The following is a 13,206-nucleotide window of genomic DNA, read 5'->3' as shown; positions in this document are numbered from 1 at the left end:
TACTTAAACTAAGGCTATTTGTCTAAGTAAACTACTGATCCAGTTTCTTATTTTTTGAGTATTGGCGGTTAGCTTTGTTTTCCACCATGCTTTCAATAATTCGTTGGTAATTTTCAAAACGATTAGGATGTATTTTGCCATCGCTAATAGCTTGTTGCAGCGCGCAACCGGGGTCATCGGCATGCTTACAATCACGGAATTTACATAAGCCTAAGAATTCGCGGAACTCCACAAACGCCGTAGTGACTTCATCGGCTTCAAGGTGCCAAAGACCAAACTCTCGCACTCCTGGGGAGTCAATCAAATCGCCGCCAGCAGGGAAGTGGTACAAACGCGCCGCGGTTGTGGTGTGTTGACCTAAGCCTGAGTTGCTTGAGACAAGACCTTCTTCAACGTCTAACTCTGGCATTAACGCATTGACTAGACTCGACTTACCGACACCGGATTGCCCAACAAAAATGTTAATTTTTCCAGCCAATTCGGCTTCTAACGCTTCAATACCTTCTCTTGTTTCCTTACTGACCAACAACACTTTATAGCCAATATCGCTGTAAATTTTTAATTGCTCTTTCAGGACAGGTAGCTGTTCATCGGTGGCTAAGTCAATTTTATTGAGCACTAATAACGGCGCAATGCTTAGCGTTTCAGAGGCCACTAAATAACGGTCGATAATAGACAGTGACAGTTCAGGCAGTATTGAGGATACAATGACCATCTGCTCAACGTTGGCCGCAACAGGTTTTAGACCATCATAGTAGTCCGGTCTGGTGAGCATAGACGTTCTAGGTTCTACCGCTTCAACAACTCCAGAAATACCCGCCATAGACTCCAATCCGATGCGCCAAAGCACACGATCACCGGAGACTAAACTCTCGATACCACGACGTAAGTTACAGCGATGAATTTCACCAGTCTCAGTGTCCTCAATATCAGCATGTTGCCCAAATCGAGTGATGACCAAGCCTTTTTTGGTTTCACCGAGCATTTGCTCATCCCATTGAACAGCATTGTCTTGTTGCAGTCGCTTTTTCTGATTTCCGCGTACACGACGTACTTGTCCTTTGGTTAGCTTTTTCTTTTTAGCCATGTATTCTTTAGTGTCCGGTTGGCTTTCTATAATTGACGGGTATGATATACCTAATTGACCTCAAGATGCGAGATTAAGCAGTATCTGCTCACAATTAAGCGAATCTACTTTTTGCATTTCAGTAAGACTACTGAGGTTTCCTTACAACAATAATAGGCAATTTAATCCATGGTGTTGAACGATAAAAATTTGATTTGGGTTGATCTGGAAATGACAGGGCTTGATCCTGAAACTCATAAAGTCATCGAGATCGCCTCTATCGTAACGGATAGTGAGCTCAATATTTTAGCTGAAGGGCCTGTGATTGCCATTCATCAGTCTGATGCAGAACTGGCAAAAATGGACGATTGGTGTACCAATACCCACACCAACAGCGGTTTAGTTGAACGCGTTAAAAACAGCGATATCAACGAAGATCAAGCGGTGGCGTTGACGATCGAATTCTTAGAAAAATGGGTACCCAAAGGCGCTTCACCTATTTGTGGCAATAGTATTGGGCAAGACAGACGCTTCTTGTACAAGCATATGCCTGAGCTAGAGCAGTATTTCCACTACCGTTATGTGGATGTCAGCACCTTAAAAGAATTGACTCGTCGCTGGAAACCAGAAGTTTTAGATGGCTTCACTAAACAAGGCGTGCATCTTGCGTTGGATGATATTCGAGAGTCTATAGCAGAGCTTCGTTACTACAGAAAGACAATTATGAATATCTAGTGTGACTATTTTTTGCACACTTAAAGCGAAACTACAAAGAAAAGTAAAATTAAGGCTTGCATCACAGAAATAACCTCTTATAATTCGCACCCCTAAACGAATTAAACTCGTTTACGAAGCGACACTAGCTCAGTTGGTAGAGCGCAACCTTGCCAAGGTTGAGGTCACGAGTTCGAACCTCGTGTGTCGCTCCAAATTTCTCTTCTCTTTTAAGAGAGTGAAAGCAAGTCTTCATCGTACTTAACGGTGACACAATACGGACGCGGGGTGGAGCAGCTTGGTAGCTCGTCGGGCTCATAACCCGAAGGTCGTTGGTTCAAATCCAGCCCCCGCAACCAAATTCAGACAATTTGATGGTTTGTTTATAACAATCAGATAGTCACGGAATGCGACACTAGCTCAGTTGGTAGAGCGCAACCTTGCCAAGGTTGAGGTCACGAGTTCGAACCTCGTGTGTCGCTCCAAATTTCTCTTCTATTTTAAGAGAGTGAAAACAAGTCTTCATCGTACTTTAACGGTGACACAATACGGACGCGGGGTGGAGCAGCTTGGTAGCTCGTCGGGCTCATAACCCGAAGGTCGTTGGTTCAAATCCAGCCCCCGCAACCACATTTAGACAACTTGATGGTTTTATAGCAATCGAGTCGTCATTGGAATGCGACACTAGCTCAGTTGGTAGAGCGCAACCTTGCCAAGGTTGAGGTCACGAGTTCGAACCTCGTGTGTCGCTCCAAACTTTCTCTTCTCTTTTAAGAGAGCGAAAGCAAGTCTTCATCGTACTTTAACGGTGGCACAATACGGACGCGGGGTGGAGCAGCTTGGTAGCTCGTCGGGCTCATAACCCGAAGGTCGTTGGTTCAAATCCAGCCCCCGCAACCACATTTAGATAACTTGATGGTTTTATAACAATCGAGTCGTCATTGGAATGCGACACTAGCTCAGTTGGTAGAGCGCAACCTTGCCAAGGTTGAGGTCACGAGTTCGAACCTCGTGTGTCGCTCCAAACTCTCTTCAAAGTTTCCATTGTACTTAACGATGGCACAATACGGACGCGGGGTGGAGCAGCTTGGTAGCTCGTCGGGCTCATAACCCGAAGGTCGTTGGTTCAAATCCAGCCCCCGCAACCACATTTAGACAATTTGATGATTTCATAGCATCAGGTAGTCACGGAATGCGACACTAGCTCAGTTGGTAGAGCGCAACCTTGCCAAGGTTGAGGTCACGAGTTCGAACCTCGTGTGTCGCTCCAAATTCTCTCTTCTCCTTATCTTTTAAAATAATTGAGTAGAGAAGTAGTCTTTATCGTACTTTAACGGTAATACAATACGGACGCGGGGTGGAGCAGTTTGGTAGCTCGTCGGGCTCATAACCCGAAGGTCGTTGGTTCAAATCCAGCCCCCGCAACCAATTTAGGCGCTTAAAACGATTTCGAATTTAAGGTCTATACCTGCTCTATAACACTATGCTCTTCTTCCTTATTGTTACTTCCCTATAAAACGTTAGTATTTACAGTGTTTCTCACATTCAATTAAGAATTAACACACAGACTTATCCACAAAAACCAATCTGTGGATAACTTGGTTGATAAAAATATTACACACAGTTTTTTTAAGATCTTTTGTCAAGATCTAATGTCGTAACCACGTAATAGCAAAACACCTGAAAGCCATTAACTTATTGAAATAAAAGAATAAATTACAATATCTGTCGATCTATGCAATATAGTTATTCGATCTTTAATGTTGTTTTATTTGATCTTTATCATATTTCGTGTCTGTGTTTAACTTTAGACATTGCTTAAACGAGCCTTGCTTTATTTTCTTTTTCCACATTGCGCACCGACTTGCGACATTTCGCTAAGTTTGCGTCCTATTATGTTTTTATAAGGGAGTATTTGCGTAGGTTTATGGGGATTTATTCTGAGGGATAGGGCTTATCCAATATCTCATGCCTATAGCTTTTCATGGAGTGATACCAATCTCTGGCATTTAAGCATCTCGTGGCAGCCCTTTTTGTACTATTCTAATCAGTCGCTGTTGTTTTTTGGATGTGAACTCACTTTGTGAGTTAAGACGTTCAATGGCGTAGTTGATATGATGATCAAGTACCTCACCCATTCCTAATTTGCTCTCCAGTGCTGAGATAGCCTCGGCTGAATAATTGCCGTTTCCCATAGCAATAGACAAATTTCTTAACCATTGTAGATAGCCAATACGACGAATAGCTGAGCCTTCAAAGTTCTTCAAAAATTCAGCCTCACTCCATGCGAACAAAGACAGCAAATTACTATCTTCGATACTTTCTCGGCGATGGAAATCAGATTGTTCAGTAATGCTGGCAAAGCGGTTAAAAGGACAGACTAACTGGCAGTCATCACAGCCGTAGATTCTGTTCCCCATTGCATCGGATAGTTCGCTATCAATAATGCCGTCATACTCGATAGTCAGATACGAAATGCATCGTCTAGCATCGACAGTACCTTCTTCGACAATCGCCCCTGTTGGGCAACTGGTAATGCAGGAGCGGCATTTGCCACACTGACTCTCTACTGGTTCATCAATCGGTAGAGGTAACCCAATCAGCAGTTCTCCAAGGAAGAACCAAGATCCCGTATCGTCGTTTAACAGTAGTGAGTGCTTCCCTGTCCAGCCTAATCCTGCTTTCTCAGCTAATGGACGCTCCATTACAGGAGCAGAATCAACAAAGGGGCGGTAGTTGAGTTCACCAAGTTCTTGTTCGATTTTCTGAGCCAAGTTCTTTAGTTTATTTCTCATTAGCTTGTGATAGTCTCGACCTAAAGCATAGCGGCTGATATAAGCCTCTGTTGGGTCACTGAGATTGCTAGCAAAGCGGGCTTCAGGGGGAAGGTAATCCAATCGCACACTGATTACTCGAAGAGTACCGGGATGTAATCTATCGGGATATAAGCGTTTATCTAGATTACGCTCCATCCATTCCATATTGCCGTTATAACCCTTCTCCAACCATTGAGTTAAAGCTTGTTCACTTTTAGACAGATCAAGATCGGTAATTCCGACTTTTTGAAAGCCGAGCTCATTGCCCCAAAGTTTGATTTGTTCTGCTAAATGGTGAAGATTCATGGATGACGTCAATTAAAGGAATATAACCCTATTTTAGCGAATAAACGCACTAACAGGTAACATCGACAGTGCTTCCTTTATAGTTATAAATGAAATTTATTTGTTCATCGTCTCTCAAAGAGGCGGGTTTACTCGACAAAACGCGCTCAGTAGAGATAATTAGAGCATTATTTATAAAATCAACCGAAGACCAACCTTTTATGACCCAGAAGCATTTCTCTCTTCAAGATGAGCACGATACGGTAAAACTTGGGGCAAAACTCTCAGCCCTATGCTCTGAGCAGACTACCATTTACTTACATGGTGATCTTGGGGCAGGCAAAACCACATTTAGCCGTGGCTTTATTCAGTCTATGGGTCATAAAGGAAATGTAAAAAGTCCGACTTATACGCTGGTTGAGCCGTATGATTTACAACAATGGCAAGTGTATCACTTTGATCTTTACCGCCTAGCCGATCCTGAAGAGCTAGAATTTATGGGGATTCGTGATTACTTTACGCCGGATGCTATCTGTTTGGTTGAATGGCCAGAAAAAGGTCAAGGTTTATTGCCTAAGGCGGATTTGGAACTTGATATTCGCTATCAAGGTACAGGGCGAGTAGTGACTGTTACTGCAAACAGTGAAAACGGATTAACACTGATGAAAAAGCTGGAGCTAAATTGATTAAGAATTCAGTATGGGCGTTTACTTTGCTCTTTCTTTCTTCTTTGTTTGCCACTGTGCAAGCAAATGAAATTAAAGACATTCGTATCTCGACGACCAGTAAGGATACCAGAGCGGTTATCGACCTAACGAAAGCCGCTGATTACAGCTTCTTTACGCTAGGCAGTCCCGAGCGCATTGTGGTGGACATCAAAAACGCTACCAATCGCGCCAAGTTACCTAAGTCGGTCACTAAGAGTCCTCTGTTGAGCAAGGTAAGAGTCAGTAACCCTCCAAGTAAAAATACCGTGCGCTTGGTATTTGAATTGAAAGGCAAAGCCTCACCAAATGTGTTTAAGCTAAAACCGGGCAATGGTTCTGGGCACAGACTAGTGGTGGATATTCCATTAAACGGTCAGCAGGCGGCGTCGACTGCGAAAGCTAAACCAGTGGTTGCTACTAAAACCAGTATTCCGCACCGCAAAGAAGTATTGATTGCTATCGATCCGGGTCATGGTGGTAAAGATCCGGGCTCTATTGGTCCCAGTAAAAAATACGAAAAGCACGTGACTTTAAGCATTGCGAAGAAATTAGCTGCGCAATTAAATGCTGTGCCGGGTATCAGAACAAAATTAACCCGTACTGGTAACTACTATGTGCCGCTTGATCAGCGTGTGGCGATTGCCGATAAATATAAAGCGCACTTATTTATCTCTATCCATGCGGATGCTTTTACTTCACCACGCCCAAGAGGCGCGTCGGTTTTCTTCTTAAACGACCGTCGTAGAAATACTGAAATTTCACGCTGGGTAGAAAACCAAGAACGTCAGTCACGCAAGCTAGGTGGCACATCGACGGTGACTCGTCCTGATAGAAACGTAAACCAAACCTTATTGGATTTGCAATTTACTCACTCTAAACGCGAAGGTGAAAAGCTAGCGACTGAGATTTTGGGTGAGTTGAAAAAGGTCGCGCGACTGCATAAAGATAAACCGAGTGAAGCGAGTTTGGCGGTATTACGTTCTCCACAAATTCCATCGGTTTTGGTTGAAACCGGTTTTATTTCTAACCCAACCGAAGAGAAACTGCTGTTCCAACGTTCATATCAAGATAAGTTAGCCAGCTCGATAACTCGTGCGGTAGTGACTTACCTAAAAGAGAACCCGCCAGAAGGGACTGGCTTTGATAAGTCCGTTCCTCATCATCACGGAGTGTATGTTGTTCAACGTGGCGACTTCTTATCTAAGATTGCGAAAAATCATAAGGTTTCAGTTAGCGCCCTTAAGGCTGCCAATAACTTGAAAAGTGATACGGTAAAAGTAGGGCAAAAGCTCACTATTCCGGGGGTAAAAACAGCATCGACAACGCACTTAAATACGGTTGAAACTAAATCTATTACCCACGTAGTGAAGTCCGGAGAATACCTTGGCAAGATTGCCAAGCAGTACAAGGTTTCTGTGGCGGCCATTCAGCGTGAGAACAAATTAAAATCCAGCAAAGTACATGTTGGGCAAAAGCTGAAAATAACGGTGGCAGTGAAAGATGCTCCGATACGTAAGCATAAAGTTCAGCGAGGCGAGTTCTTAGGTAAGATAGCCTCCAAATACGGTGTTTCGGTCAGTAGCATTCGCAGTGCTAACAAACTCCGCTCTGATGAACTTGCCATTGGGCAAGTGCTGATTATTCCAAACCGATGAGTGAAATAAAAATTCTGCCAGCACGACTGGCCAACCAAATAGCCGCAGGAGAGGTGGTTGAAAGACCCGCTTCTGTAGTGAAAGAGCTAGTCGAAAATAGCATAGATGCTGGCGCGACTCGTATTGATATCGATATTGAGAAAGGCGGCAGTAAGCTGATTCGCATTCGAGACAATGGCAAGGGCATCATTAAAGATGAACTGCAATTGGCTTTGAGCCGACATGCCACCTCAAAGATCACTAGCCTAGATGACCTTGAAGCGATCATGAGCTTAGGATTTCGCGGAGAAGCGCTCGCCAGTATTAGCTCGGTATCTCGCTTAACGCTCACTTCACGCACAGCAACGCAAGAACAGGCATGGTCTGCGTATTCTGAAGGGCGTGATATGCAGGTTAAACTGCAACCGACCGCACATCCTATTGGTACTTCGGTTGAAGTGTTAGACCTGTTTTTTAATACCCCTGCCAGACGCAAATTCCTGCGTACCGAAAAAACAGAATTTACCCATATTGAAGAGCTATTAAAGCGAATCGCGTTAAGCTGTTTTCAGGTCACGATCAACCTTAGACATAATGGCAAGCTGGTTAAACAATACCGCGCGGCAAAAACCGATCGTCAAATAGAACAACGGGTGCAGTCGGTGTGCGGCAAGAATTTTGCTGACAACATGCTCAGAGTGGAACTGCAGCACCAAGATTTAAAACTGTATGGTTGGATAACCACACCATTGGCGGCTCGCTCACAAGGTGATTTGCAATATTGCTACGTCAATGGACGTATGATGCGCGATAAGTTAATCAACCATGCTATTCGTCAAAGCTACGAGCACACCTTAAGACCCGATCAATATGCTGCTTACGTGCTGTTTATCGAGATAGATGCGTATCAGGTGGATGTGAATGTACATCCGGCTAAGCATGAAGTGCGTTTTCATCAAGGGCGTGTGGTGCATGATTTTATCTACCAAGCTTTGGTGGATGCATTAGCTCAATCACAGCAACTCGTCTCACAAGAAAGACGTGAGAGTGCTTATGCCACTCCTCATCCGGTTGTGGACAGCGATGAAATCCAGCCTGCTAGTACCTCTGGTGCTAGCGCTACAGAAGCAAGCCTTTCACAAAATGAAGCGCAAGCGATACAGCAGTCTCCGGCTTATCCAAATAAAGCACCGCAACCAAATTCTGGTTCGGGCTGGGGTGCTGATTCTGCTTCAAACTCAAGTTACAATGCAGGATCGAGTGGGCAGACGAGTGGGCAGAGCGCGACTAAAAGAAGCGCTCCGCGACCTGAAAAATCGCAAGTAACCGAAAGAGAGGCCAGAGTTTACCAACAACTGATGACGGTAGATAAAGCCGACTCATCTCAACCTGATTTAGCGACGCAAAGCGTCAGTCAAAGTGCCCGTATTGCACCATCAAAGGTAGCAAGTGAATCGAACACGGCCGGTACTGCTAGTCTTGCGCTGCCTAAGTCAGTGACGCAACTTGGCAAAGCACTAACGGTTGTCAATGAGCGTTACTTACTTATTAATACCAATGCAGGTTGTGCATTGCTGTCACTGGCCAGAGCTGAAACTTTAAAACTGCGTGGTCAGTTGTCCGTAGAACAAAGACAATTGGTAAAACAGCCCCTATTGATACCGCTGGCATTAAAAGTCAGCAGTGACGATATTGAGCAGCTAAAACAAATTCAACCTATGCTACAACGCTTTGCCATTCAGCTAATGTTTAAAGCGGGATCAAAAGTGATGATCATGGCGGTTCCTCAGCCTCTAAGACAACACAATTTACAGCAACTTTTTTCTCAATTACTGACTCAGTTAAGCCGTGGTCAAGCCATGTCGTTTGAGCAATTAAGCTTATGGCTTGCTTCTCAAGTGGCAGAGCAAAATAAGGTCTACACTTTATCTGAAGCTGTGCAGTTATTGTCTGATCTAGAAGGCGTGTCATTGCAAGGTCTAGACTTACAAGATACTCAACTTATTCAATTAGTGGATTTTTCCACACCAATTAAAGCGCTATTACATGAATGATAAATTGCCTTTGGCTATATTTTTAATGGGCCCAACGGCTTCAGGGAAAACTGAATTGGCGATTCGTTTACGCCGTCGCTTTCCTATTGAGCTAATCAGTGTCGATTCAGCCCTAGTGTACAAAGGGATGGATATAGGCACAGCAAAACCTACAGCCGAAGAGCAGGCAGCCGCACCACATCGTCTGATTGATATTATCGACCCTTCACAAGCGTATTCTGCGGCGGATTTTCGTCGAGATGCCTTACAGCTCATGCAAGAGATCACCGCACAAGGCAAAATTCCTATGTTGGTCGGTGGAACTATGTTGTATTACAAAGCTCTATTAGAAGGACTTTCGCCATTGCCAGCGGCAGACCAAGCCATTCGCGCTCAAATTGAGCAACAAGCGCAAGAGAAAGGTTGGCAAGCCTTACATGATGAACTCAGAGAGATTGATCCTGTATCGGCGGAGCGTATTCACCCCAATGATCCACAGCGTTTATCTCGAGCATTAGAAGTGTATCGCATTACCGGAAAGTCTTTAACTGAGCTCACTCAGCAAAAAGGCGAGCCGATTCCATACAATGTGAAGCAGTTTGCAATAGCGCCTCAAGAACGCTCTGAATTACATCGCAGAATCGAACTTCGCTATGAAAACATGGTGCAAGCAGGCTTTGAAGAGGAAGTGAGAGCCTTACATCAACGCACTGATTTAAATGCAGATCTTCCAGCAATTCGTTGTGTGGGTTATCGTCAAATGTGGGAATACCTTGAAGGTGAATACAGTTTTGATGAAGCAATATTTAAAGGGATTTGTGCCACTAGACAGCTAGCGAAACGCCAAATTACTTGGCTTCGTAGTTGGGATGACTTAACTTGGCTTGATAGTCTAAATATCGATCAAGGAGTAGAAACTATCGCAAATGTCATAGCATCTAATTGAATTTGCTGTGTATAATATGATCGTTTTGCATAAACAATACCTCTACACGGAATGTAGTAATTTTTGAGGTATTGTATGGTTTAGCTAGGATGCGCAAGCAGTACAATTTTTCTACTGTCACTTGCTAAATAATTACAACAACATACTAATAAGGAAAATAACAATGGCAAAGGGGCAATCTTTACAAGACCCGTTTTTAAACGCACTGCGTCGTGAGCGAGTGCCGGTTTCTATTTATCTTGTCAATGGCATTAAGCTTCAGGGTCAAATTGAGTCTTTTGATCAATTCGTGATCCTTCTTAAAAATACTGTTAATCAAATGGTATACAAGCATGCTATTTCGACAGTAGTTCCTGCTCGTGCAGTAGCTCATCACAGTGGTAATGAACGTGCAGATCGCACTCAAGAGAAATCAGAAGACTAATTGAATACGTTACTTAATTATCAAAAAAATTGTGTAAGGAGCTTATCGCTTGTTTGACCGGTATGAATCAGGTGAACAGGCGATACTTGTTCATATTAACTTTACACAAGAAGGGGAGTGGGAAGACTTAGCCGAATTTGAAATGTTGGTGTCTTCTGCAGGAGTAAACAACCTGCAAACAGTAACAGGCAGTCGCCAAGCCCCTCATGCTAAATACTATGTGGGCGAAGGTAAGGCTCAAGAAATTGCTGATCTTGTTCAGCTACTTGATGCCGAGATCATTATCTTCAACCATTCTCTTTCTCCTGCTCAGGAACGAAATCTCGAACAATTGTGTAAATGTCGTGTATTAGACCGCACTGGTTTGATTTTGGATATTTTTGCTCAACGCGCTAGAACCCATGAGGGTAAGCTGCAAGTTGAATTGGCACAATTGCGCCATCTTTCTACCCGATTAATTCGTGGTTGGACTCACTTAGAGAGACAAAAGGGCGGTATTGGCTTAAGAGGGCCGGGTGAAACCCAGCTTGAAACCGACCGACGTTTACTCCGAGATAGAATCAAAGCCATCCTACGTCGTTTAGAAAAGGTAGCGAAGCAACGAGAGCAAGGTCGCAGAGCGAGAAAGCGTGCAGAAATTCCAACTGTCTCTTTGGTAGGATATACCAATGCGGGCAAATCCACTTTATTTAACCGGATCACCGAAGCCAGCGTTTATGCTGCTGATCAGCTATTTGCTACTTTGGACCCGACTCTACGTAAAATAGAGTTAGAAGATGTGGGTTTGGCGATTTTAGCGGATACGGTCGGATTTATTCGTCATCTTCCGCATGATTTAGTCGCGGCTTTTAAAGCCACTTTGCAAGAAACTCAAGAAGCTGACATTTTGTTACATGTTATAGATGCCAGCGACGAGCGTTTCAGAGAGAATACCCAAGCTGTCGATATCGTCTTAGAAGAGATCGATGCGCATGAAATCCCTGTTTTGCTTGTGATGAACAAAATAGACAACATGGAACAGCAATCTCCTCGTATTGAATATAACGAAGAGGGCGTACCGACCATCGTATGGGTTTCAGCGATGGAAGGCTTGGGTTTAGATCTACTGTTTCAAGCATTAACTGAGCGTTTAGCCAGTCAAATGGTCGAATATAGTTTGTGCATTCCGCCTTTACATCAAGGGCGTTTACGCAGTGTATTTTTCAATATGAAATCTATTCGACAAGAGGCATATGATTCAGAAGGCAACTTATTGATCGATATTCGTATGCAACAAGCCGATTGGGCTAGATTGCAAAAGAGAGAAGAAGCGCAGTTGGATGACTTTATAGTCATCTAAAAGACTGTTACTTTATAACGTCATATCTAGTGATGGAGATTTCTAATGGCGTGGAACGAGCCTGGAAATAATAATGGAAATAATGGCCGCGATAACGACCCTTGGGGTAATAATGATCGTGGTAAACAGCAATCCGGTGGTCGCAATCAAGGGCCGCCAGATTTAGATGAAGTGTTTAATAAGCTGAGTCAAAAGCTGGGTGGCAAATTTGGTAAGCGCGGTGGGGGTTCATCTTCTACCGGTGGTGGTGCAATTGGTTTTGGATTGATTGCATTAGTGGCTGTTGTCATTTGGGTTGGTTCTGGTTTCTATACCGTTGGTGAAGCTGAGCGAGGCGTAGTGCTTCGTTTAGGTAAATACGACCGTATCGTTGATCCAGGCCTAAACTGGCGTCCACGCTTTATTGATGAAGTAACCACAGTTAACGTTGAAGCCATTCGTGCACTTCAAGCTTCTGGCTTGATGCTAACGAAAGATGAGAACGTAGTAACCGTTGGTATGGGTGTTCAGTACCGAGTATCCGATCCATATAAATACTTGTTCCGCGTAACTAACGCTGATGACAGCTTACGTCAAGCAACAGATTCTGCACTACGTGCGGTAATCGGTGATTCATTGATGGACAGCATCTTAACCAGTGGTCGTCAACAAATTCGTCAAAGCACTCAAGAAACCCTAAACAGTATCATTGATAACTATGACATGGGTATTCAGATTGTTGACGTGAACTTCCAGTCAGCACGTCCACCAGAGCAAGTTAAAGATTCATTTGATGATGCTATTGCGGCGCGTGAGGATGAAGAGCGTTTCATTCGTGAAGCTGAAGCTTACAAGAATGAAATCTTGCCTAAAGCAACCGGTCGTGCAGAGCGTTTGAAGAAAGAAGCGCTTGGTTACAGCGAACGTGTAGTAAACGAAGCATACGGTCAAGTGGCTCAGTTTGAAAAACTACTTCCTGAATATCAGGCAGCACCAGAAGTCACTCGTAATCGTATGTATTTAGATACAATGGAAGAAGTGTACTCGAATACATCGAAAGTACTGATTGATTCTGACTCTAGTGGCAACCTACTTTACCTACCAATTGATAAATTGGCAGGCCAAGAAAGTTCAGCAACTAAACGTTCAAGTAAGTCATCGTCAACCTACGATAAGATCGAGTTAGATGCAGATAAAGCGAAAACAACTGCACCAGCGACTAACTCTCGTACAACAACGACTACTCGTGAAGGGAGATACTAG

10 protein-coding genes and 10 tRNA genes are annotated in these 13,206 nt (G+C 43.8%); 18 read left to right on the top strand and 2 right to left on the bottom strand.

The window, feature by feature from the left end:
- Positions 1-31: 31 nt before the first annotated feature.
- On the bottom strand, positions 32-1,087 hold the full coding sequence (gene rsgA, locus QV280_RS11610; protein WP_023405690.1) for a small ribosomal subunit biogenesis GTPase RsgA: 1,056 nt from the start codon (positions 1,085-1,087) through the stop codon (positions 32-34).
- A gap of 168 nt (positions 1,088-1,255) precedes the next feature.
- Here rsgA and orn point away from each other — a divergent pair, with 168 nt between their 5' ends.
- From orn to QV280_RS11555, 11 genes are all read left to right on the top strand, one after another.
- Positions 1,256-1,801: an oligoribonuclease gene (gene orn / locus QV280_RS11605; RefSeq protein ID WP_023405689.1), complete on the top strand. Its 546-nt coding sequence runs from the start codon at positions 1,256-1,258 to the stop codon at positions 1,799-1,801.
- 118 nt (positions 1,802-1,919) lie between these two features.
- A tRNA-Gly gene (locus tag QV280_RS11600) sits at positions 1,920-1,995 on the top strand.
- A gap of 67 nt (positions 1,996-2,062) precedes the next feature.
- Positions 2,063-2,139, top strand: a tRNA-Met gene (locus QV280_RS11595).
- A gap of 50 nt (positions 2,140-2,189) precedes the next feature.
- Positions 2,190-2,265 (top strand) — tRNA-Gly (locus QV280_RS11590).
- 68 nt (positions 2,266-2,333) lie between these two features.
- A tRNA-Met gene (locus tag QV280_RS11585) sits at positions 2,334-2,410 on the top strand.
- A 48-nt stretch (positions 2,411-2,458) separates the two neighbouring features.
- Positions 2,459-2,534 (top strand) — tRNA-Gly (locus QV280_RS11580).
- A gap of 69 nt (positions 2,535-2,603) precedes the next feature.
- Positions 2,604-2,680: transfer RNA gene (locus QV280_RS11575), tRNA-Met, on the top strand.
- Positions 2,681-2,728: 48 nt separating this feature from the next.
- A tRNA-Gly gene (locus QV280_RS11570) sits at positions 2,729-2,804 on the top strand.
- A 47-nt stretch (positions 2,805-2,851) separates the two neighbouring features.
- Positions 2,852-2,928 (top strand) — tRNA-Met (locus tag QV280_RS11565).
- A 46-nt stretch (positions 2,929-2,974) separates the two neighbouring features.
- Positions 2,975-3,050 (top strand) — tRNA-Gly (locus QV280_RS11560).
- An 81-nt stretch (positions 3,051-3,131) separates the two neighbouring features.
- Positions 3,132-3,208, top strand: a tRNA-Met gene (locus tag QV280_RS11555).
- Positions 3,209-3,789: 581 nt separating this feature from the next.
- Here the strand turns inward: QV280_RS11555 and queG are convergent.
- Positions 3,790-4,902, bottom strand: a complete 1,113-nt coding sequence (gene queG / locus QV280_RS11550; RefSeq protein ID WP_152822405.1) for a tRNA epoxyqueuosine(34) reductase QueG — start codon at positions 4,900-4,902, stop codon at positions 3,790-3,792.
- A gap of 200 nt (positions 4,903-5,102) precedes the next feature.
- On the opposite strand from queG, the gene tsaE reads away from it, so the two are divergent.
- From tsaE to hflK, 7 genes are all read left to right on the top strand, one after another.
- Complete coding sequence (gene tsaE / locus QV280_RS11545; RefSeq protein WP_152822408.1) at positions 5,103-5,567, top strand: tRNA (adenosine(37)-N6)-threonylcarbamoyltransferase complex ATPase subunit type 1 TsaE; 465 nt, start codon at positions 5,103-5,105, stop codon at positions 5,565-5,567.
- Positions 5,564-7,243 carry an N-acetylmuramoyl-L-alanine amidase gene (locus tag QV280_RS11540; protein WP_152822411.1) on the top strand — a complete coding sequence of 560 codons (1,680 nt, stop codon included), beginning with the start codon at positions 5,564-5,566 and terminating at the stop codon, positions 7,241-7,243. Before tsaE ends, QV280_RS11540 begins: the two co-directional genes overlap by 4 nt.
- Entirely contained in the window at positions 7,240-9,276 is a 2,037-nt protein-coding gene (gene mutL, locus QV280_RS11535) for a DNA mismatch repair endonuclease MutL (RefSeq protein ID WP_152822414.1), read from the top strand. Before QV280_RS11540 ends, mutL begins: the two co-directional genes overlap by 4 nt.
- Positions 9,269-10,201: a tRNA (adenosine(37)-N6)-dimethylallyltransferase MiaA gene (gene miaA / locus QV280_RS11530; RefSeq protein ID WP_152822417.1), complete on the top strand. Its 933-nt coding sequence runs from the start codon at positions 9,269-9,271 to the stop codon at positions 10,199-10,201. The genes mutL and miaA overlap by 8 nt, the downstream gene beginning before the upstream one ends.
- 163 nt (positions 10,202-10,364) lie before the next feature.
- Positions 10,365-10,625 carry an RNA chaperone Hfq gene (gene hfq / locus QV280_RS11525; protein ID WP_021715018.1) on the top strand — a complete coding sequence of 87 codons (261 nt, stop codon included), beginning with the start codon at positions 10,365-10,367 and terminating at the stop codon, positions 10,623-10,625.
- Between the two features lie 49 nt (positions 10,626-10,674).
- Entirely contained in the window at positions 10,675-11,964 is a 1,290-nt protein-coding gene (gene hflX / locus QV280_RS11520; protein WP_023405193.1) for a ribosome rescue GTPase HflX, read from the top strand.
- A 45-nt stretch (positions 11,965-12,009) separates the two neighbouring features.
- Positions 12,010-13,206, top strand: coding sequence for an FtsH protease activity modulator HflK (gene hflK / locus QV280_RS11515; RefSeq protein ID WP_023405194.1), 1,197 nt, complete (start codon positions 12,010-12,012; stop codon positions 13,204-13,206).

The organism is Vibrio sp. B1Z05 (assembly GCF_052955985.1).
Note: the sequence above shows the minus strand (reverse complement) of the source record. Positions and strands in the feature narration are given on the sequence as shown.